This is a genomic window from Candidatus Tectomicrobia bacterium, from assembly GCA_016192135.1.
Classification (GTDB): domain Bacteria; phylum UBA8248; class UBA8248; order UBA8248; family UBA8248; genus 2-12-FULL-69-37.
Window position 1 is genome coordinate 135,485 of sequence record JACPUR010000035.1, and the last position, 20,721, is coordinate 156,205.

General features: G+C 69.5%; 23 protein-coding genes. 21 read left to right on the top strand and 2 right to left on the bottom strand.

Features of this window, described 5'->3' with window-relative positions:
- The first annotated feature begins 75 nt into the window (after positions 1–75).
- The 9 genes from HYZ11_14400 to HYZ11_14440 all read left to right on the top strand — a co-directional run bounded on the left by HYZ11_14400 (position 76) and on the right by HYZ11_14440 (position 9,733).
- Positions 76–1,350, top strand: a complete 1,275-nt coding sequence (locus HYZ11_14400; GenBank protein ID MBI3128792.1) for an amino acid ABC transporter substrate-binding protein — start codon at positions 76–78, stop codon at positions 1,348–1,350.
- A gap of 87 nt (positions 1,351–1,437) precedes the next feature.
- On the top strand, positions 1,438–2,301 hold the full coding sequence (locus HYZ11_14405; GenBank protein MBI3128793.1) for a branched-chain amino acid ABC transporter permease: 864 nt from the start codon (positions 1,438–1,440) through the stop codon (positions 2,299–2,301).
- A 44-nt stretch (positions 2,302–2,345) separates the two neighbouring features.
- On the top strand, positions 2,346–3,254 hold the full coding sequence (locus HYZ11_14410; GenBank protein ID MBI3128794.1) for a branched-chain amino acid ABC transporter permease: 909 nt from the start codon (positions 2,346–2,348) through the stop codon (positions 3,252–3,254).
- Positions 3,254–3,973, top strand: coding sequence for an ABC transporter ATP-binding protein (locus tag HYZ11_14415; protein ID MBI3128795.1), 720 nt, complete (start codon positions 3,254–3,256; stop codon positions 3,971–3,973). The genes HYZ11_14410 and HYZ11_14415 overlap by 1 nt, the downstream gene beginning before the upstream one ends.
- Entirely contained in the window at positions 3,963–4,694 is a 732-nt protein-coding gene (locus tag HYZ11_14420; protein MBI3128796.1) for an ABC transporter ATP-binding protein, read from the top strand. Before HYZ11_14415 ends, HYZ11_14420 begins: the two co-directional genes overlap by 11 nt.
- Before the next feature lie 894 nt (positions 4,695–5,588).
- A complete protein-coding gene (locus HYZ11_14425) occupies positions 5,589–6,968 on the top strand; it encodes an MmgE/PrpD family protein (GenBank protein MBI3128797.1) in 1,380 nt (459 codons plus the stop codon).
- 10 nt (positions 6,969–6,978) lie between these two features.
- A complete protein-coding gene (locus tag HYZ11_14430; protein MBI3128798.1) occupies positions 6,979–7,569 on the top strand; it encodes a transposase in 591 nt (196 codons plus the stop codon).
- Between the two features lie 66 nt (positions 7,570–7,635).
- On the top strand, positions 7,636–8,715 hold the full coding sequence (gene mnmA, locus HYZ11_14435; GenBank protein ID MBI3128799.1) for a tRNA 2-thiouridine(34) synthase MnmA: 1,080 nt from the start codon (positions 7,636–7,638) through the stop codon (positions 8,713–8,715).
- Positions 8,716–8,929: 214 nt separating this feature from the next.
- A complete protein-coding gene (locus HYZ11_14440) occupies positions 8,930–9,733 on the top strand; it encodes an alpha/beta fold hydrolase (GenBank protein MBI3128800.1) in 804 nt (267 codons plus the stop codon).
- 17 nt (positions 9,734–9,750) lie between these two features.
- Here the strand turns inward: HYZ11_14440 and HYZ11_14445 are convergent, their stop codons facing one another.
- On the bottom strand, positions 9,751–10,095 hold the full coding sequence (locus HYZ11_14445) for a histidine triad nucleotide-binding protein (GenBank protein ID MBI3128801.1): 345 nt from the start codon (positions 10,093–10,095) through the stop codon (positions 9,751–9,753).
- A gap of 228 nt (positions 10,096–10,323) precedes the next feature.
- On the opposite strand from HYZ11_14445, the gene HYZ11_14450 reads away from it, so the two are divergent.
- Positions 10,324–11,715 carry an MmgE/PrpD family protein gene (locus HYZ11_14450; protein MBI3128802.1) on the top strand — a complete coding sequence of 464 codons (1,392 nt, stop codon included), beginning with the start codon at positions 10,324–10,326 and terminating at the stop codon, positions 11,713–11,715.
- A 3-nt stretch (positions 11,716–11,718) separates the two neighbouring features.
- Here the strand turns inward: HYZ11_14450 and HYZ11_14455 are convergent, their stop codons facing one another.
- Positions 11,719–12,405 (bottom strand): DUF484 family protein, encoded by a 687-nt coding sequence (locus HYZ11_14455; GenBank protein MBI3128803.1) that lies wholly within the window; start codon positions 12,403–12,405, stop codon positions 11,719–11,721.
- 191 nt (positions 12,406–12,596) lie between these two features.
- Here HYZ11_14455 and HYZ11_14460 point away from each other — a divergent pair, with 191 nt between their 5' ends.
- The 11 genes from HYZ11_14460 to HYZ11_14510 all read left to right on the top strand — a co-directional run bounded on the left by HYZ11_14460 (position 12,597) and on the right by HYZ11_14510 (position 20,655).
- Positions 12,597–13,514 carry an NAD(P)-dependent oxidoreductase gene (locus tag HYZ11_14460; protein ID MBI3128804.1) on the top strand — a complete coding sequence of 306 codons (918 nt, stop codon included), beginning with the start codon at positions 12,597–12,599 and terminating at the stop codon, positions 13,512–13,514.
- 28 nt (positions 13,515–13,542) lie between these two features.
- Entirely contained in the window at positions 13,543–13,923 is a 381-nt protein-coding gene (locus HYZ11_14465) for a PEGA domain-containing protein (GenBank protein MBI3128805.1), read from the top strand.
- A 356-nt stretch (positions 13,924–14,279) separates the two neighbouring features.
- The gene (rplU, locus tag HYZ11_14470; protein ID MBI3128806.1) at positions 14,280–14,594 is read left to right on the top strand and encodes a 50S ribosomal protein L21; all 315 of its coding nucleotides are present in this window, start codon (positions 14,280–14,282) and stop codon (positions 14,592–14,594) included.
- A gap of 16 nt (positions 14,595–14,610) precedes the next feature.
- Complete coding sequence (gene rpmA / locus HYZ11_14475; protein ID MBI3128807.1) at positions 14,611–14,868, top strand: 50S ribosomal protein L27; 258 nt, start codon at positions 14,611–14,613, stop codon at positions 14,866–14,868.
- Positions 14,869–14,903: 35 nt separating this feature from the next.
- On the top strand, positions 14,904–15,947 hold the full coding sequence (gene obgE / locus HYZ11_14480) for a GTPase ObgE (protein MBI3128808.1): 1,044 nt from the start codon (positions 14,904–14,906) through the stop codon (positions 15,945–15,947).
- A 263-nt stretch (positions 15,948–16,210) separates the two neighbouring features.
- Positions 16,211–17,359, top strand: coding sequence for a glutamate 5-kinase (gene proB, locus HYZ11_14485; protein MBI3128809.1), 1,149 nt, complete (start codon positions 16,211–16,213; stop codon positions 17,357–17,359).
- Positions 17,360–17,386: 27 nt separating this feature from the next.
- Positions 17,387–18,064 (top strand): nicotinate (nicotinamide) nucleotide adenylyltransferase, encoded by a 678-nt coding sequence (gene nadD / locus HYZ11_14490; GenBank protein ID MBI3128810.1) that lies wholly within the window; start codon positions 17,387–17,389, stop codon positions 18,062–18,064.
- A complete protein-coding gene (rsfS, locus tag HYZ11_14495) occupies positions 18,051–18,440 on the top strand; it encodes a ribosome silencing factor (protein ID MBI3128811.1) in 390 nt (129 codons plus the stop codon). The genes nadD and rsfS overlap by 14 nt, the downstream gene beginning before the upstream one ends.
- A gap of 25 nt (positions 18,441–18,465) precedes the next feature.
- The gene (locus HYZ11_14500; GenBank protein MBI3128812.1) at positions 18,466–18,834 is read left to right on the top strand and encodes a TraR/DksA family transcriptional regulator; all 369 of its coding nucleotides are present in this window, start codon (positions 18,466–18,468) and stop codon (positions 18,832–18,834) included.
- Positions 18,835–18,853: 19 nt separating this feature from the next.
- Positions 18,854–20,149 carry a DUF1049 domain-containing protein gene (locus HYZ11_14505; GenBank protein MBI3128813.1) on the top strand — a complete coding sequence of 432 codons (1,296 nt, stop codon included), beginning with the start codon at positions 18,854–18,856 and terminating at the stop codon, positions 20,147–20,149.
- Positions 20,146–20,655, top strand: coding sequence for a hypothetical protein (locus tag HYZ11_14510; GenBank protein MBI3128814.1), 510 nt, complete (start codon positions 20,146–20,148; stop codon positions 20,653–20,655). The genes HYZ11_14505 and HYZ11_14510 overlap by 4 nt, the downstream gene beginning before the upstream one ends.
- Positions 20,656–20,721 lie beyond the last annotated feature (66 nt).

Genomic DNA, 20,721 nt, shown 5'->3' on the forward strand with positions numbered 1-20,721 from the left:
GCGCGGCTTTTCCCGAACTCCGCCGTTTTTTCCCGGGCGGTGGCCCACGTTGCCAAATCGAGGGAGGGGCAAAGCATGAAGCACACCGGAAAATTCTGGTTCGGAGGATGGGCGCTGGCCGTCTGGTTCGCCGCCGCCTCTCTCCTGGCGGGTTTCCCGACGGCCGCCCAGGCCGCCGAGAAGCCCATCAAGATCGGCTTCAGCATGGCGCTGACTGGCGGCCTCGCCGCGGGGGGGAAGGCGGCCCTTCTGGCCATGCAGATTTGGGCCGAAGACGTGAACAAGAAGGGCGGGCTGCTGGGGCGGCCCGTTGAGTTGGTGTTCTACGATGACCAGACCAAGCCCGCGAACGTGCCCACGATCTACACGAAGCTCCTCGACGTGGACAAGGTGGATTTCGTGGTTTCACCCTATGGCACCAACATGACCGCTCCGGCCATGCCCATCGTGATGGAGCGCAAGCTTACGTTCATATCCCTCTTCGCCCTCGCCATCAATGAGAAGTTCAACTACCCCTATTATTTCGGAAGCATGCCGACGGGCCCGAAACCTTACGATGACTGGTCCACGGGTTTCTTTGAAGTCGCTGCCGCGCAGAACCCCAAGCCCCGGACGGTCGCCCTCGTCGGCGCGGACGCCGAGTATCCTGTGAACGCCCTCACTGGCGCCCGGAAGAACATCCAGAAGCATGGCTTCCGGATCGTCTATGACAAGCGTTATCCCCCGGCCACGACGGACTACACCCCCATCGCCCGCGCCATCAAGGCGGTCAACCCGGACATCGTCTACGTAGCCTCCTATCCCCCCGATACGGTGGGCATGATCAAGGCCTCCAAAGAGGTCAACCTCAAGCCCAAGATCTTTGGAGGGGGCATGGTGGGGCTTCAGTTCACCCCCATTCAGCAGAATCTCGGGGTTGCGCTGAACGGGATAGTGAACTACCACACCTGGGTGCCCGAGCCGACCCTGATGTTTCCCGGCATCGGAGATTTCTTCAAGAAGTACAAGCCCAGGGCTGTCGCCGAGAAGCTCGATCCTTTAGGCTACTATCTTCCGCCGTTGGCCTACGCCTACCTGGAGGTTCTGGCCCAGGCCATCGAGGCCACGAAGAGCCTGGATCAGAAGATGGTCGGGGAGTACATCCGCAAGACCGAGTTCAGCACGATCGCGGGCAAGATTAAGTTCGCCACCAACGGCGAGTGGGCGAAATCCCGCATGCTCATGACCCAGTTCCAAAACATCAAGAGCGGCGATTTGGAGGAGTTCAGCAAGCCGGGCAAGATGGTGGTGCTTTCTCCCGAGGAGTTCAAGTCCGGGAAGCTGATCTATCCGTTCCAGGGCTGGAAGTAGCTTTTCCTTCGCGGCAAGGGACAAGGGCCGTGCCTTCCTGAGGTGCGCGCCCTTGTCCTTTGTTGAGAAAGGATGGGCTCGAAATTCATGGAATTGTTGCTGAACGCCGTCAAGGATGGGTTGCTGCTGGGGGGTTTTTACGGCGCTATCAGCGTGGGGCTTACGATCTCCTTTGGCCTCCTGGATGTGGTCAACATCGCGCATCCGATATTCATTATTCTGGGTTCTTACATCGCCTACGTTCTGAACTCGACTTGGGGGGTTGACCCTCTTCTTGCGGGCCTCTTGCCCGCTCCTCTCTTCTATTGGCTCGGGGTGGCGGTCTACCGCGTCTACTACAGGAGCTTCGAGAGGAGGGGCGAGGAGTCCCTGCGGGGGCTGGTGTTCTTCTTCGGTATTCTGTTTCTCATCGAGGTGAGCCTCATCATCACCTACGGGGTGGACTACCGGCTGGTGAGCGCGGGTTACATCGGGCGATCCTTGGATTTGGGGGGCTTGAGCTTCGCCTATCGCCTGCTCGTCCCCTTCCTCGCGGGTTCCCTGCTGACGCTGGCTCTTTTCCTGTTCCTCACCAGGACCTTCTACGGAAAGGCCATCATGGGGGTCTCTCAGGACCGTTTCGCCCTTCAGCTCATGGGGGCTGACCCCGTCAAGATCAAGACCATCGCCTTCGGCCTGAGCATCGCCACAACGAGCCTGGCCGGCGCCCTGCTCATCATAATCGGCCCCGTCGAGCCTTCTGTGGGAAGGGTGTACATCGGGCGGGTGTTCGCCGTCGTCGTTTTGGGGGGGATGGGGAGCGTGGGGGGGACCTTGGTCGCCGCCATCATCGTCGGTGTGGCGGAGAGCTTGACCTCCATCTTCGTGGGGCCCGCTTGGTCGGAGGCCGTCTCTTTCGCGCTGCTTCTGCTTGCCCTGGCGGTGAGGCCTTCCGGCCTCTTCGGAAGATAGCCTTGAAGCGCTGGGTTTGGCCTGTTTTGGTAGCGACAGCACTCATGCTGGCGACCTTGCTGTCGCAAAGGTTCATCCGGAATCAGTATTTCTTCTTCGCGGGCTACGTCATTCTGCAATACGTTATCCTCGCCACCGCCTGGAACATATTGGGCGGCTACACCGGCTATGTGAATTTCGGGACGTCGGCCTTCTTCGCCCTGGGTGCCTACTCGGCGGCGATTCTGATCAACAAGCTGGGCGTTTCCCACTTCCTGGCCCTCGTCGTCGCGGGAGGGCTGATCTCCGGGCTCCTGGGGCTGGGCATCGGATACCTGACGCTCCGCCTGAGAGGGGTGTTTTTCTCGATCGCCACCTTGGCCCTCGCCGTCGTTTTGCAGACGGCCATCATCAATTGGGATTATGTCGGAGGAGCGCGGGGGATCTATGTTCTGCGGCCGAAGGAAGCTCCCTTCTTCGGGCATTACGTGGAGTTTCTCTTCATCATGATGGTGCTCCTCTCCTTGGTTTCCGTCGGGGTGGCCTGGTGGATCGAGAATTCCTGGGTCGGACGGGGGCTCGCCGCGATCCGGGACAACGAGGAGGCGGCCGAGTGCATGGGAGTTCCCATCCTCAAGCTCAAACTCTTCGCCACCACCGTGAGCGGGATTCTCATGGGCGTTGCGGGGGCCCCCTTCCCCTACTACATCACCTACCTGGAGCCTTCCTCGGCCTTCAACCTGGACTACGCCGTGAACAGCCTGGCCATGCCCATGATCGGCGGGACGACGACCTGGATCGGGCCCGTGATCGGGGCGGTCCTCTTGGGGACGGCCCAGCAGCTGGCCACGGTGACCATTTCCTCGCATTTGAACCTTCTTCTGGTGGGGGTGATTCTCGTGGCCTTCGTCGTGTTGGCGCCTGAGGGAATCGTCGGCCTTGTGCAGCGGCTCAGGAGGAGGAAGCTTTCCTGATGGCGGAAGCCCTGCTGGAAGTCCAAGGCGTGGTCAAGCGCTTCGGGGGCTTCACCGCCCTGAACGGCGTCTCCTTCGAGGTGAGGGAGGGCGAGCGCTTCGGCCTCATCGGGCCGAACGGATCGGGCAAGACCACCCTCATCAACTGCATCTCGGGGGCGCTCCGCAACGACGACGGGCGGATCCTCTTCCGCGGGATCGACATCACCAGGACACCCGCGTACCGGCGGACCCGGCTGGGGATCGCGCGGAGCTTCCAGATCCCCCGGCCATTCTCCAGCATGACGGTGGCGGAGAACCTCTGCATCCCGCTCGAGTACGCCGCCGGCGTCCGCGACGCGGACGCTCCCGGCGAGGCGCGGGAGATCCTCCGGCGCATCGGGCTCGAATCCAAGGCGGACGCGCCGACCGGCGGCCTCACCCAGATCGAGCTGCGCAAGCTCGAGCTCGCCCGCGCCATGGCGGCCCGGCCCAGCCTCCTCATCTCGGACGAGGCCATGGCGGGGCTCTCCAGCGCCGAGGTGGACGAGATCCTCGCCCTCCTCGGCCGCCTCAACGCCCAGGGAATCACCGTCATCATGATCGAGCACATCATGCGGGCGGTCATGAGCTTCTCCGAGCGAATCGTGGTGCTCGACGCGGGGGACAAGATAGCGGAGGGCACGCCCGGGGAGATCGTGAACAACAAGGACGTGGAGAAGGCCTACCTTGGCGAATAGGCTGGTCCTCAAGGACGTGCGGGCGGGCTACGGGTCCGTCCAGGTCCTCCACGGCGTCTCGGTGGAGGTCGCCGAGGGCGAGACGGTCGTGCTCCTCGGCACGAACGGCAACGGGAAGAGCACCCTCATTAAGTGCATCATGGGCATGGTGCGGCCGGATGCCGGGGAGATCTACCTCGAGCGCGACGGCCGGCGCATCGACCTCATCGGGAAAGCGCCGGAGGAGGTGGTGAACCTCGGCATCACCCTCGTCCCCGAGGGGAGGCGGCTCTTCCCCAAGCTCACGGTCGAGGAGAACCTCCTCCTCGGCGCCTACCGCGCCGAGGCGCGGCGCGAGATCGGCGGCAACCTCGCCTTCTGCTACGAGGCCTTCCCCATCCTGGAGCAGCGCAAGCGCCAGCTCGCCGGGAGCATGAGCGGGGGCGAGCAGCAGATGCTCGCCGTGGCCCGGGCCCTCATGTCGGCCCCGCGCATCCTCCTGGTGGACGAGCCCTCCGTGGGCCTCGCCCCCATCTTAGTCAGCCGCGTGATCGCCAAGATCAAGGAGCTCAAGGAGCGCTACCACCTCACCGTCCTGATGGCCGAGCAGAACTTCAACCAGGCCGTCAAGATCGCCGACCGTGGCTACATCATCGTCCACGGCCAGATCGAGTTCGAGGGCAAGGACGCGGGCGAGCTCTCCGGCCACGAGCTCGTCAAGAAGTTCTACCTCGGGTTGTAGGGCCTCCCGCGCGAACCCGTCATCACCGTTTTTTATCGTTGAATCGCGTTGAACCGTCCCCTCGCGCGCGCCCCGAAAAATGGGGAAGTATCCGGTATTATCCGCGACTGTCCGGCACGCCCCCGCCCCGCCGCGCGCCCCCTCGCTTCGTAAAAAAAAGGCGTAATTCCCCATAATTTCCCGGAACGGGCCGGAAGGCCCCTCTCTCCCACGGCCGGCCTCCTTGTCCCCCCCCTTTGGAACACCCCCCCTTGCCAAGGGGGGCAGGGGGGGTAGCAGGAGGGGGAGGTAAAGGGGGGCGAGCGGTTTACAGCCCCCGCCCCGGGGCGCCTTCCCCCTGCCCAATCCCGAATCTAGGCTCCACCGGGAGAAAGCCCGTTACCGCAAATCGCGCCAATTTCGCGCACCTTCATGCATGGGGGGTTTTTCGATACCCCCCATCGCGCCTTTGCCGGGTCCAGGCGGACCCGGCCCTTCCCCCAAGGGGGGCGGCGCATCCTCCGCCCCCTGTTTTCCCGGGTCCCCAAACCGGCCTGCCGGTTTGGGAGGAGGGGGGGAGGTATTGGGGGGGTGGTGCTGGGTGAAAAGGGATGCGCCCGGCCCCCGAATGACGGATAATGGAGTGCACAAAAGCTCAAAAAAATGCTCATTTTTTGCGTGAATTTGGGGGAAAACGGCGCGTTTTTTCCAAATTCGGCCCCGTTTTTGTGCCAGCGAGGCAGGGCATGGGCGCCCTACGTTTTTCCCTCTCCCTCCGGGAGAGGGTAGGGTGAGGGCGCGGACGGGGGCATTCCCTCACCCCGGCCCTCTCCCAAGGGGAGAGGGGGAAGGACCAACGGACGGATTCAACCGCGCATTCCGCGTGAAGTGCCGCCCTTTCCCGGAGGCCCCGCCATGCCCGACGACCGCCCCTATCCCGCCACGGCCGAGCTCGCCCGCCGCATCGCCCAGGCAAGGGTGGAGGACGTGGACCCCCCCGCCCGGGCCAAGGCCCGCGAGGCCGTCGTGGACACCCTGGGCGTCGCCCTGGCCGGCTCGCGGGAGGAGTGCGCCCGCCTCGCCCGGGAGCTCGCCGCGCGCGAGGGGGGCGCCCCCAAGGCCGCGCTGTGGGGCGGGGGAGGCCGCACCAGCCTCACCTGGGCCGCCTTCGCGAACGGCACCGCCGGCCACGCCCTCGACTTCGACGACACCGACTTCATCCTGCTCGGCCACCCGAGCGTGGTGCTCGCCCCCGCCCTCATCGCCCTGGCCGGGGAGCGCGGGAGGGACGGCGCCCATCTCCTCGCCGCCTACGCCGTGGGCTTCGAGACCCTGCGCGCCCTGGGCCGGGCCCTCAACCCCCGGCACTACCGCCGGGGCTTCCACGCCACCGCCACCCTCGGGACGGTCGGGGCCGCCGCGGCCTGCGCCCACCTCCTGCGCCTCGGCGAGGAGCGGACGCGCCACGCCCTCTCCCTCGCCGCGAGCCAGGCCGCGGGCCTCGGGTGCAACTTCGGCACCATGACCAAGCCCTTCCACGCCGGCCAGGCCTCCCGCGCCGGGCTCTTGGCCGCCCTCCTGGCCGAGGCGGGCTTCACCTCGGGCCCCGACGCCCTCGAGACCGGCTTCACCGCCGCCCTGGCCGCCGAGGGCATCGGGCCCGGCGTCGAGCGCTTCGCGGACTGGGAGGGCGCGCTGCGTTCCTGGGGCCCCCCCTGGGACATCGAGGGCGGCGTCAGCGTCAAGCTCCACCCCTGCTGCGCCATGACCCACACCGCCATCGACGCCATGCTCGCCCTGCGCGAGACCGAGGGCATCCGCCCCGGGGAGGTCGAGAGCCTGGGCGCCAAGTCCTCCGCCATGGCCCAGAAGATCCTGCGCTACTCCACGGCCTCGAACGGCCTCGAGGGCAAGTTCTCCATGCAGTTCTGCCTCGCCTCCGCCCTGGCCGACGGCCGGGTCGGCCTCCCCCAGTTCGAGGACCAAGGCGTCCAAAGGCCCCTCGTCCAGGACCTCCAGCGGCGCGCGAGCTTCGGCCTCGACCCCGCCCTCGACCCCGAGAGCCACCGCGCCGAGGTCTGGGTGCGCCTCAAGGACGGCCGCGAGGCCCGCCGCGCCGAGACCCTCCCCCGGGGCCACGCCGAGCGCCCCGTCCCCGAGGGCGAGCTCCGCGCCAAATTCCTCGAATGCGCCGCCCTCGCCCTCCCGCCCCAAAAGGCCCAGGCCGCCTGGGACGCCTGGTGGGAGGTCGAGGGGGCGGGGGACGTGGGGAAGCTCGCGGAGATGCTGGGGTAGGGGCAGGGGGATGCCATTCAACCCCGACGCCCGCCGCCGCCGGTCGGTGCGGTTGAAGGGATGGGATTACGCCTCGCGCGGGGCGTATTTCATCACGATATGCGTGCAAGGCCGCGAATGCCGTCTGGGGGAGATCGCGGGCGGGAAGATGCGATTGAGCGAAGCCGGCGCGATGGTCCACCGGACATGGGAGGAATTGCCCCTCCGGTTTCCGAACGTGGGATTGGATGCGTTCGTGGTGATGCCGAATCACCTTCATGGGATATTGGTTTTGAAAGTCCGTAGGGGCGAATCTCGTATTCGCCCCCTGGAAGCGGGCGGGTCTTCGCCTTTGCATGAGGGCGAACACAAGGTTCGCCCCTACGGAACGTTGCCGTGGACAATTGGCCGTATCGTGCAGGCGTTCAAGTCCACGGTGACGCGGCGCTACGCCGCTGACGTGAAAGAACAAGGCTGGCCGCCCTTCTCCGGCAGGTTCTGGCAGCGCAATTTCTACGAGCACATCCTCCGGGACGAGGCGGAATGGGACCGCGCGCGGGAATACGTCCTGCACAATCCCCTGGAATGGGCGGAGGACGAGAACCACCCGCAAAATGTGTAGAATGGTTCGCGGGGGGATAGAATCCCCCCGCCGGGGGATGCTCCCCGTTTTTTCTTCGAGGTCCGGATGCGCGAGCGGGTGGTGGTGGCGATGAGCGGGGGGGTGGACAGCTCGGTGGCGGCCGCCCTGCTGGTGGAGCGGGGCTACGAGGTGGTGGGGGTGGGGCTGCGCCTGGCGGACCGGCTGCCGGGGGAGGCGGAGTCCTTCCACCGGGGCTGCTGCGCCCCGCGCGACCTGGCCGACGCGCGGGCGGTGGCGGCGCGGCTGGGCTTCCCCTTCTACGCGATGGACGCGCGGGAGGCCTTCCGGGGGGCGGTGGTGGAGGGCTTCGCGGAGGCCTACCTCCGGGGCCGCACCCCGAACCCCTGCGTGGACTGCAACCAGGAGGTGAAGTTCCACCACCTGGCGGAGCGGGCGCGGGCGCTGGGGGCGGGGCGGCTGGCGACGGGCCACTACGCCCGGCGGGTCACGGCCGGGGGGCGGCTCACCCTGGCCCGGAGCGCGGACCGGGCGAAGGACCAGACGTATTTCCTCTTCGGGCTGACCCAGGCCCAGCTCGCCCTCGCGATGTTCCCGCTGGGGGATATGGAGAAGCGCCAGGTGCGGGAGGCGGCGCGGCGGCTGGGCCTCCCGAACGCGGAGAAGCCCGAGAGCCAGGAGATCTGCTTCGTGCCGGAGGGGGACTACCGGCGCTTCCTGGACCGGGAGCGGCCGGGCTGGCGCCGGGCGGGGCGCATCGTGGACGGCGACGGGAACGTGCTCGGCGCGCACGAGGGCGTCGCCGAGTTCACGGTGGGCCAGCGGCGGGGGCTCGGGCTCGGGGGCGGGGAGCCGCGCTTCGTGGTGCGGCTCGATTCGGACACGGCGACGGTGGTGGCCGGGCGGCGGGAGGAGCTCCACCGGGAGCGCTTCCTCGTGGAGAGGGTGCGGTGGTCGCTGCCCATCGGGCGGGAGGGGCGGCGGCTCCTCGTCCAGGTGCGCCACCGGCAGCGGCCCGTCCCCTGCCTCGTGCGGCCCCGGCCGGGGCGGGCGGCCGAGGTCGTGCCCGAGGACCCTCCGGCCCTGGGCGCGGTGGCCCCGGGCCAGGCGGCCGTCTTCTACGAGGGGGAGGTGCTCCAGGGCGGGGGATGGGTGGCGGGGGAGTGAGGAATCCTCGCCTGCCAGGATTTAGGTTCCCTCCCCCTCCGGGGGAGGGTAGGGTGAGGGGAAAATCCACGGAGGTGCTTCCCTCACCCCAGCCCTCTCCCATAGGGAGAGGGAGAAAAGCGGGGCCGCGCGTATTGCCATATGCCCCCGCGGGCGGCGGGGCCGGGCGGGGGACCGAGGGTCCTCCCGCCGGCCGAGAGGGGAGAAAAACTTCATGCCCATAGCGCGGGTCCCAGGCGGGCCGGACATCCACTACGAGGTGCGCGGCGAGGGCCCGCCCCTTCTCCTCGTGAGCGGGACGGGCCACGATCACACCTTCTGGTCGGGCCAGTTTCCCCTCTTCGAGCCCGGGTTCCGCGTCATCGTCTTCGACAACCGGGGGGTGGGGAGGAGCGGCGTGCCCCCGCCGGGCTACGCCCTGGCCGACATGGCCGACGACGCGGCCCGCGTGCTGGACGCCGCGGGCGCCGGGCGCGCCCACGTCATGGGCTTCTCCATGGGAGGCCACATCTCCCAGGAGCTCTGCCTCCGCCATCCCGGCCGGGTGCGCAGCCTGGGGCTGCACCACACCTGGAGCCGGAACTGCGCCCGCCTGCGGTCCTTCCAGGCGGCCCGCAAGCGCCTCGCCGGGCGGGGGGAGCGGGAGGCGCTCGTCGAGATGAGCCTCCTCGGGCTCTATTCGCACGAGTACTGGGACGCCCACCCCGCCGAGATGGAGAAGAAGAGGAAGTGGCTGATCGAGGCGTCGCCGGCGGACGCGGGCTGGATCGGCCAGCTCGAGGCCTGCCTCGCGGGCGACACCCTGGAGCGGCTGGGCGGGATCCGGGTGCCCACCCTGATCACCGCCTCGACGCACGACTTGATCGTGGGGACCCACGAGGCGGAGGAGATCCACCGGCGCATCCCGGGCTCCCGGCTCGTCATCATGGAGGGGACGGGGCACGTCGCCCTCCTCGAGCGGCCGGAGGCTTTCGGGCGCATCTGCCTCGGCTTCCTCCGCGAGGTGGGGGATGCGTGAGCGGGTTTCGGGGCCGCCTACCCGGGGGGCCAGGCCATGGGGCGGCCGCCGAGCAGGTGGAAGTGGATGTGGAAGACGCTCTGGCCGGCGTCCTTGTTGCAGTTGGCCACGAGGCGGAAGCCGCTCTGGGCGATGCCCTGCTTGCGGGCGATCTTGCTCGAGGCGGTGACGATGGAGCCCAGGAGCTCGTTGTGGGCGTCGCCGATTTCGAGCAGGGTTTCGAGGTGCTGCTTGGGGATGATGACGACGTGGACGGGGGCCTGGGGGTTGATGTCCTCAAAGGCGAAGAGGCGCTTGTCCTCGTAGACCTTCTTGGAGGGGACCTGGCCCGCGGCGATCTTGCAGAAGATGCAGTCCTGCATGCTTGCCTCTGGCTGGGGGGAGTCCACCGGGAGACGGAGGTATCTTAGGCCTCCGGGGCCGGGATGACAAGGAAGCCGCCCCTCGGGCCCCGGGCGCTTTCGGGCGCCGGTTGCGCGGGGCATGAGGATGTGACAATCCTGCATGCATCGAATCCCTATTCCGATAGGCCGAGCTTTCGTTTCGCCGTGCGGGAGCCGCCTTAGGCGAAGCCGGGAAGGAGGGGGGACATGAACCTCAGCCGCGCGCTCGTCGAGCATGTGCACGCCATCCGCTACGAAACCCTGCCGGAGGAGGCCCGGGACCGGGCCAAGTACTTCCTCCTGGACTTCCTGGGGGTCGCGCTGCGGGGCGGGGAGGCGGCGAGCTCGCGCGTGCTGCGCTCCTTCATCCGCAAGCGGACGCCCCAGGACGGCCCCTGCACCGTGATCGGCTCCCCCCTCCGGACGGACGCCCCTTACGCCGCCCTCGCCAACGGGGGCATCGCCCACGCCCTCGAGATGGACGACGTGACCACGCGGTCGAGCCTCCACCCGGCGGTGAGCGTGATGCCCAGCACTCTCGCGGTGGCCGAGGCCCATCGGCCCGACCCCAAGAGGGTCATCGCCGCCATCGTGGCGGGCTACGAGGTGACGAACCGGGTGGGGAACGCCGTCAACCCCACGAGCCACTACAAGCGCGGCTTCCACCCGACGGGGACGTGCGGCGCCTTCGCCGCCTCCGTCACGGCCTCGAAGATGCTCGGGCTCTCGCCCGAGGCCGCCGCCAGCGCCTTCGGCATCGCCGGCAGCCAGGCGGCCGGCTCGATGCAGTACCTCGACAACGGCGCCTGGACCAAGCGCTTCCACCCCGGCTGGGCGGCCCACAGCGGCATCATCGCCGCCTACCTGGCCCAGGAGGGCTTCACGGGCCCGGAAGACATCCTCGGCGGGCCCTCGGGCTTCCTCCACGGCTACAGCGACGACGCCCATCCGGAATACGTCCTGGAGCACCTGGGCGAGTACTGGGAGATCTGCCTCTCGGCCATCAAGCCCCACGCCTGCTGCCGCTACAACCACGCCCCCGTGGACGCCGTGATCGGGCTCTGCAAGGCGCACGACATCCGGCCCGAGGAGGTGAGGGGAGTGGAGGTGCGGGTGCCCGAGACGTGCGTGATGCTCGTGGTCGAGCCCGAGGCGCTCAAGACGGCCCCCCAGAACGTGGTGGACGCGCAGTTCAGCCTGCAATACGCGGTGGCGGTGGCCCTCCTCAGGCGGCGGGCGGGGCTGGAGGAGTACCAGGACGATTTCCTGCGCTCCCAGGTCCACCGCTCGGTCATCGGCAAGATCCGCTGCCTCGGGGACGCGGAGCTGGAGAAGGCGTTCCCCGGCAAGTGGCAGGCCCGGGTGCGCATCGACACCGCGCGGGGCCCCTTCGAGGCTCATGTGGAGCACCCGAAGGGGGACCCGCGGAATCCGCTCTCGTGGGAGGAACTCATCGAGCGCTTCCACGACATGGCGGGGCCGGTGCTCGACGCGGCGGCGCGCCGCCTGCTGGTCGAGCGCGTCCGGGGGCTGGAGCGCCTGGCGAGCATCACCGAGGTGACGGAGCTCGCCGCCTCGGCCGAGGGGACGAGGGTCTGAGGCCTAGCGCGCCGCGCCGGCCTGCTCGAGGAGGGCGATGCCCAGGGCGAGGCGGCCGGCCAGGCGCTCGATGAGCTGGGTGCCCATCCCGGCCCGGTAGCGGGCGGGGTCGCCCGAGCCGATGAGGAGCGCCCCGAGGAGCCTCCCTTCCGTCCGGAGCGGGACGACGGCCGAGGATCGGATTTTGGCGCGGGCCTCCCCGGGGAAGAGGGGGCCCCCTTCGGCCAGCTCCCCCTGGAGGACGATCGCCCCGTCCGGCGGGAGGTGGGGGCTCTCCTCCTCTCCCAGGGCCCGGAGGCGCGGCGGCTCCTCGCCGCCCGGGAGGTCGGGCGCGCACAGGAGGAAGCCCGCGTAGTCGAGCCCGAAGCGCCGCTCCATGTCGAGGGCGATGCGGGTGAGGTTGGCGGCCGAGAGGGGCATCTCGAACAGGAGCCGGTCGAGGGCGGCGAAGTCTTCCTCGATCTGCTCGTTGCGGCGGACGATCTCGATGATCTCGTCCAGCAGGCGGATGAGGTCCTCGCGCTCCCCCTTGAGCCGGTCGAAGAGGCGCTGCCGGAGGTTGAGCACCCTGGCGGAGGCGGAGTTCTCGCCCAGGAGCCCGCTCGCGCGCAGCAGCTCGGGATGCTCGATGAAGAAGCGGGGGTTCTCTTCCAGAAACCGGATGACGTCCTCCGCCGCGGCCGGCGACATCGCCTCTCTCCTCGGGGCCTGTTTCGCTGGGGGCGGATTCCGGGCGTGCGGGCGGCAGTCTACCACCTCCCATGCCGTTGACAAAAGGCCTCTCTGGGTTAAAAACATGGCGTCCACGTCCGCGCTGGCCGGGGCGCTCCCGCTCCCCGGGCGTCTGGCTCTCGCTCCCTGAGCGCCTGGAAAGGAGAGGCATGGAAACCTTCGCCCCGGGCCGCACCACCGTCGGCTTCGTCGGGATCGGCAAGATGGGCGTCCCCATGTCCCGGAACCTCCGGCGGGGGGACTTCGCCGTGGTGGCCTACGACACCCGCCCCGAGGCCCTGGAGACGGTCCGGGGGGACGGCGTCCAGCCCGCGCGGGACCTGGCCGAGCTGGCCGCCCGGGCGGGGGTGGTCATCACCATGCTCCCGGACAGCGCCATCGTGGAGAAGGTGGTGCTGGGCCCCGGGGGGCTGGCGGAGCACCTGGCGCCGGGCAAGCTCATCATCGACATGAGCTCCTCCTACCCGCCCCGCACCCGGGCGCTCGCCGAGGCCCTCGCCCAAAAGGGCATCCAGCTCATCGGGGCGCCGGTGAGCGGCGGGGTGACGGGCGCCGAGGCGGCCACGCTCGCCATCATGCCCGGCGGGCCCAAGGCGGCGGTCGAGGCGGCCATGCCCATCTTCAAGGCGCTGGGCAAGTCCATCACTCACGTCAGCGAGGCGGTGGAGTCCGGCCACGCGATGAAGTGCGTGAACAACTTCCTCTCCGCCACCAACATGCTCTCCTCGATGGAGGCCATGACCCTCGCCCAAAAGCTGGGGCTGGACGCGCGGACGGCGCTCGACGTCGTGAACAACAGCACCGGCATGAACACGGGCACCCGCGACAAGTGGCCCAGGTTCCTCCTCAAGCGGTCCTTCACCACCGGGTTCAGCATGGGCCTCATGCACAAGGACCTCTCCATGGCCAGCGATCTGGCCAAGGAGGCGGGGACCGTGCTCTTCCTGCTGAACCACGTGCGGCAGATGTACGCGCTGGGCGTCTCCCAGTACGGCTTCGACGCCGATCAGGCGCACCTGCTGGAGATCATCGAGTCCTGGGCCGGGCGCGGCCCGGGAAAGGAGTAGCGGCCGTCATGGAAGGAGATGGAAGCTGATGGAGCGGAGATTCCGCGGCGGGCGCCGCCTCAGGGCCACCGCCCTGGCCCTCGCGCTGGCCCTCCTGCCGGGGGCGCTCGCCGGCTGCGCCTGGTGGGACAAGAACGTGGGCAAGAGGGTCGACAACTTCATGACCCGGCGCCTCCTCATCGTCACCGACCCGCCGGACGCCGACGTGTACGTGAACAACGTCCCGCAGGGGAAGACCCCCCTGACCCTGACCTACCGGGTCAGCGTCGGCGACTTCATGAAGGGCTTCGTGGTCGTGGTGCAGAAGGAGGGCTACCTCCCCCTCCGCCGGGAGGTGGACTACAAGACCGAGTCCATCCAGCTCAAGCTCATCCGCCAGCAGCCCCAGCGGGGGCCCGCCGGCAATTGAGCAGTGGGTCAATTTGGCCTTTTCCCCGTTTCGCGCGGCCACGTTTCCCTCACCCCCATCCCCTCTCCGCCCTCTCGAACCGGCAGGCCGGTTCGGGGACCCGAAAAGACGGGGAGAGGGGCGCCGATGCCGCAAAAGCCGATGCCCCGGATGAAGGGGCCGCTTCTCCCTCTCCCTCCGGGAGAGGGCCGGGGTGAGGGAGAGCCGGGGGCGGGGGCGCAATCGAAGGCATCGTTGTCTGTCTTGTAAGCTGACCGGCAATTGACAATTTTCCAATGGGTTGGTAGAAGACTCCCCTTTCCCGGGGACCCAGGACGGCCCGGGGCCAACGGCGCAACGGGCGGGAGAGCCTTGTTATGTATGCGGTTGTAGAGACCGGCGGCAAGCAGGTGCGGGTCCAGGCGGGCGACCTCCTCACGGTCGAGCGCCTGGTCGGCGAGGTGGGTGAGACGGTGGACCTGGACCGGGTCCACCTCATCGTGGACGGCGGCCGCATCGTGGCCGACCCCGGCTCCCTCAAGACGGCGAAGGTCCGGGCCGTCATCAAGGGCCACGGGCGGGACCGCAAGGTGATCGCCTTCCGGTACAAGAAGCGCAAGAACATCCGCGTGAAGCGCGGCCACCGGCAGCCCTTCACCCAGATCCAGGTGACGGAGATACTCGGTTCCTAGGGGGCGGGAGTGATCCATGGCTCATAAGAAAGCAGGCGGCAGCTCCTCCAACGGCCGCGACAGCGCCGGCCGGCGGCTCGGCGTCAAGCGCTTCGCCGGCGAGAACGTCCACGCGGGCACCATCCTTGTCCGCCAGCGCGGCACGGTGTTCCACCCCGGCGAGAACGTGGGCCTCGGCAACGACCACACCCTCTTCGCCAAGGTGACGGGCGTGGTGAAGTTCGCCCACAAGGCCGGGGGCCGCCGCACGGTCAGCGTGATTCCGGGCGAGTAGGCCCCCGCAGCCATGGTGGCCCCGCCCGCCTCGCCATGTTCGTCGACACCGCGCGCGTCCGCGTCCAGGCCGGCAAGGGGGGCAACGGCTGCCTGAGCTTCCGGCGGGAGAAGTACATCCCCCGGGGCGGTCCGGACGGGGGCGACGGCGGGCGCGGGGGTCACGTCATCTTCCAGTCCGATCCTTCGGTCAACACCCTTCTTCACTTCCGGTATGAGCCCCTCCTGCGCGCCCCCAAGGGGGGGAACGGGATGGGGAAGCGCATGCACGGAGCGGATGGCGGGGACCTGCGCGTCCCCGTTCCGGTGGGCACCCTGGTGAGGGAGGCCGGGACGGGGGAGCTCCTCGCCGACCTCTCGGAGCCCGGCCAGGAGTTCGTCGCGGCCCGGGGCGGCCGGGGCGGCCTGGGCAACGACCACTTCAAGAGCTCCACCAACCAGGCTCCCCGCAAGACGACCAAGGGCAAGCCCGGCGAGGAGCGCCTCCTCGAGCTGGAGCTCAAGCTCCTGGCCGACGTGGGGCTGATCGGGATGCCCAACGCCGGGAAGTCCACCCTCATCTCGCGCATCTCCTCGAGCCGGCCCAAGATCGCGGACTATCCCTTCACCACCCTGGCGCCCAACCTGGGGGTGGTGGACCTGGGCGGCTACCGCTCCTGCGTCGTGGCCGACATCCCGGGCCTCATCCCGGGCGCCCACGAGGGCAAGGGCCTGGGGGACCGCTTCCTGCGCCACGTGGACCGCTGCTCCATGCTCCTCCACCTGGTGGACGCTTCCCTGCCCCCCGCCCAGGGGCTGGAGGAGTTCGACGCCATCGGGCGGGAGCTGGAGCTCTTCTCGCCCGAGCTGGCGGCCAAGCCGCGCGCCGCGGTGCTGACCAAGCTCGACGTGACCGAGGCGAGGGCGCACGAGGGGGCGCTGCGGGCGGGGATCGGGGAGCGGGGCTTCGAGTGCCTCGCCGTCTCCGCCGCGGCGGGGGAGGGGCTCCGCGAGCTCCTGGGCCTCCTCTCCCGGAAGCTCTCGGAGCTCTTGCCGGGCAGGTGGAAACGAGCGGCCGGCGGGGCCGCCGCGGAGGGCTGATGGTGGGCCGGCTTGCCCTTCACCCCGCGCCTCCTCTGCCGGCCCTTGTGCGTCAAGGAACCGTATGCCTAGCTGTTTTTCCCTCCCCCTCCGAGGGAGGGTAGGGAGGGGGGAAAAGGCTCGCGGCGGCTTTCATTCTCCCTCCCCCCTGCCCCCCTCTCGGAGGGAGGGGGGAAAACGCGGTTGCTCTCCTGGAGGGAACGCCGCGCTCGGAACGACGGCGGAATTGCCGGGTTGATCCGTTATCGGAGGGCTGAGCCGCTTTGAACACGACTCCACCGGGCAAGCGAACCGAGCCCGCCCTGGCCAGCCGCCGGGTGGTGATCAAGGTCGGGAGCTCCGTCCTCACGGCCCCGGACGAGGAGGGCGTGAACCGCCGCGTGCTCGGGCGCATCGCCTCCCAGGTGGCCGCGCTCCGCCGCGCCGGGCGGGAAGTGGTGCTGGTTTCCTCCGGCGCCATCGCGGCCGGCTCGAAGCGCCTGGGCATCCAGGGCGCCCCCAAGGGGATGCCCCAGCGCCAGGCGGCCGCCGCGGTCGGCCAGCCCATCCTGATGGAGGCCTACGGGCGGGCCTTCCGGCGCCTGGGGCTCGAGACGGCCCAGCTCCTCCTCACCCACGCCGACCTCGACGCGCGGTCCCGCTTCCTGAACGCCTGCAACACCTTCGAGGCGCTCCTGGCCCGGGGGGTGCTCCCCATCGTGAACGAGAACGACACGGTCTCGGTCGAGGAGATCCGCTTCGGGGACAACGACACCCTCGCCGCTCTCGTCGCCCAGATGATGCGGGCGGGGCTGGTGGTCATCCTCTCGGACGTCGAGGGCCTCTACGACGCCGACCCCCGGCGCGATCCCTCGGCCCGGCTCATCCGCCGGGTGGAGGGGCTGCCCCCCGAGGTGGCCGAGAAGGCGGGCGTCAGCGCCAACCCCCTGGCCCACGGGGGGATGCTCACCAAGGTCCGGGCCGTGAAGGTGCTGAACCGGATGGGCATCGCCACCCTCATCGTGCGGGGGAGGGCTCCCAACATCCTCCTCCGCGCCCTCGAGCGGGGGGAGGAGGGCACCCTCTTCGTCCCGAACGGCGCCCCGCTGAAGGCCCGGAAGGGCTGGATCGGGACGGCCGTCATCCCGCGCGGGTGGATCGGGCTGGACGCCGGGGCGGTCAAGGCCATCGCCGAGGGGGGCCGGAGCCTCCTGCCCAAGGGCATCGCCGGCGTGGGGGGGGACTTCCGGTTCGGCGACGTGGTCGAGCTGCGCGATCCCAAGGGGAGGGCCGTGGCCCGGGGGCTGTCCAACTATGGCGCCGAGGAGGTGGCCCGCATCGCGGGCAGGCACACGGGCGAGATCGCGGAGATCCTCGGCGGCAAGCACTACGACGAGGTGATCCACCGCAACAATCTGGTACTCTTGGACTGAGGGCGGCCCGCCGCCAGCGGAGGGCAATTGCGGATCGGCATCCAGGGAGGCACCTTCAATCCCATCCACTGCGGCCATCTCCGGTCGGCGGAGGAGGTCCGCGAAGCCCTCGGCCTGGATCAAATCCGCTTCATCCCTTCCGCCCAGCCGCCCCACAAGGCCGGCGAGGAGATGGCCCCCGCCCGGGACCGGCTGGAGATGGTGCGCCTGGCGGTCGAGGGGCACCCCGGCTTCGTCTGCGACCCCCTGGAGGCGGAGCGGGGAGGCCCCTCCTACACCGTGGACACGCTCGAGGCCCTGGCCGAGGGGCCCTGCCGGGGCCACGAGACGGTCTTCATCATCGGGGCCGACGCCTTCCGCGAGGTCCACACCTGGAGCCGCCCCTCCCGGTTCCTGCGGATGACCCATCTGGCCGTGACCCTCCGGGGGGAGCAGCGGGCGGAGGAGGTGCTCCGGGCGGTGGAGCGGGAGATGCGGCCGCTGGACCCGGACCTGAGCTTCGAGTTCATTGGAGATAACCAGGCAAAAGTATCTGATTCTAGGCATGTTATCCACTTCGTTCAGATTTCCAACCTGGACATCTCCGCGACCCAGATCCGGCGCCTAATTCGATCCGGAAGGTCCGTGCGGTATTTATTGCCTCGGGAAGTGGAACTTTTTATAATTCGCCGCCAGCTGTACGGGGGGATACTTGACGCCCGGTGATGCCGAAAGAGGGGTTGCCCCCATCGATTCCTTGACCCACCGCCTCCGGCGGATGTCCGAATCCGCCGAGTCCAAGTTGGCCCGTGACGTGGTTGCCATCGACCTGCGAGCCCAGGCGGCCGAGGTGGACGCGTTTCTCATCTGCCACGGGACCAACCCCCGGCACGTGAAGGCGATCGCCGAGGCGGTGGAAGATAGGCTGAGAGAGATGGGGGAGTCGTTTTTCATCGAGGGCATGAACGAGGCCAGCTGGGTCCTCATCGACTGCGGCGACGTGGCCATCCACATCTTCCAGGAGAAAACGCGGCGGTTCTACCGGCTCGAGGAACTCTGGTCCCACGCGCCGCTCCTGGAGATGGCCGCGTCCGGCGGATGAAGCCCTGCCGAAACGGGAGGCACATGTGAAGCACCTGACGAAAGAGCAGATCGAGATTCTCAAGCGGAGGCTCCTGGAGGTCCGCCGCGAGATTCTGGGGGATGTCGAGAAGAGCAAGCGCCACAGCAAGGAGACCGGCGACGACGGGACGCAGGACATCGCCGACATGGCCGCCGACACCTACTCCCGCCAAGTGCTGATGGACCTCGGCGAGCGCGAGCGCGAGCGCCTGCGCGAGGTGGACGCCGCCTTCAAGCGGATCGATGACGGGAGCTACGGCCTCTGCGAGGAGACGGACGAGCCCATCCCCTTCTCGCGGCTGGAGGCCATCCCGTACACGCGCTACACGGTCACGGCCCAGAACGAGATCGAGCGCCGGAGCAAGGGGGCATGAGCCCCGGCCGGGGGAGCCCATGAAGCTGCGCCAGTTCGTCGCCCTCGCGATCCCCCTCCTGCTGGCGCTCTACCTCCTCCACTACAACCGCGAGTTCGCCGTCCTCCGCTTCTCCGACCAATTCTCCGTCCGGCTCCCCCTGGCGATGCTGCTCCTCGGCTCCGCCCTCATCGGGGCGCTCGTCGCCGCCGTGCTCGGATGGGGCGCTGCGGCCGTCAAGGCGGTCTCGGCGTGGCGGGAGCGCCGCGAGACCCGGCGGAAGGAGCGCGCCCGGGAAGCCCTCGCGCGGGCCCAGGCCCACCGGAGCCGGGGCAGGCGCCGGCGGGCGCTGCGGCTGGCCCGCAGGGCCATCCGCCTGGACCCGCGCCTTCCCTCGGCGCTCGCCCTGGCCGCGGACCTGGCCGCCGAGTCCGGGAACCTGGACGAGGCCATCCGCTGGAACTCCCGGCTGCAGGCCCTGTGGCCGGACTCGCCGGACGCCGCCCTCCGGCTCTCGGAGAACCTGGAGGCCCTGGGCCGGAAGGCGGAGGCGGAGCGGATGCTGACCCGCTCGGAGGGGAACGGGAAGGGCCATCCGGCCGTCGTCCGCAGGCTGCGCGACCTCCTCGCCGAGTCGGGCCGGTGGGAGGAGGCGGTTCAGGCCGCGGAGAGGCTCTACCGCATGGAGGGGAAGGCCAGCGAGGAGGACGCCCGGCGGACCGCGGAAATCTACCTCGCCGCGGCGGAGGGCAGGCTCGCCCGGCCGGACGCCTGGGGGGCCGTCTCCCTGCTGGAGGAGGCGGTCCGGCGGTGCCCGGCCTCGCGCGAGCCGCGCCTGCGCCTCGGGGACGCCTACCTGGCGGCGGGCAAGCCCAAGCGGGCGGTCCGGGCCTGGGAGGCGGGTTACCGGGAGGTGAAGGGTGTCGAGTTCCTCCGCCGGATCGTGGGGGCCCACGCCCCGCTGGATTCGGAGAGCGCCCTGCGCCAGGCCGCCTCCCATCTCGTTTCCATGGCCGATTCCCGGTGCGGCGACCCGGCCCCCTGGATGATGGCCTCCGCCCTTCTGATGGAGGCGGGCCGGACGGGCGAGGCCGTCCGCTGGCTCGAGGAGGCGGCCGCCTGCATCCCCGCCGCGGCGGGGGGGGAGACCGGCTGGCTGGGCCTGGCGGTCCGGCTGATGGAGGCGCGCGCCAAGCTCGAGGCGGGCGACCGGCTGGCCGCCGAGAACGACTTCCGGCGGGTGGCCCAGGAGGCGGGATGGTTCCTGCTGGGCGAGACGCCCTCGGGTGCCATCGTCAAGCGGTTCGAGGCCGTCGCCCCGAGGGGCTTCGCGTGAGAGGCGCCCAGGGGGTCTTGGGCCGGAGGGAGGCCGGGTCCGTCCTCGTGGGCGCGCTCCTGCTGGCAGCCCTTCTGGTGGGCGGCATGGGCGGGGACGCCCTCTCGGCCCGGCCGGAATGCCCCCGCGGCACGACCGCCGTCGAGGACGTGGCCACGGGCGCCGTGAGGTGCGAGCGGGAGGACTCCCTCGACACCCGTGAGGCGGGCCCTGCGCCGCTTCCTCCGGCCGAGCCGCCGCCGGCGCCCGCCGCGCCGGAGTCCCCGGGGGCTCCCGCCGCGCCGGGCGCGCCTCAGGCCCCGCGCCGGATTCCGGGCGCTCAGGCCGACTGCGGGCTCGCCCGGTGGGGCTGCGAGGAGGCGTGCGGCCGCAAGCATCTCGCGGAGTCGCAGGCGCCGGGCTCCGCCGCGGCCCAGCGCGCCGCGGTGGCCTACGGCGCCTGCCTGAGGGTGTGCGGCCAGGAGTTCCAGTGCGAGCCTCGCCTGCCGGAGACGCCCATCCGGTAGGCCAAGCGCGCGCTGTGCTTGACTTTGCGGGGCGTCCCGAATAGGGTATCCGCCACACGCTGCCCA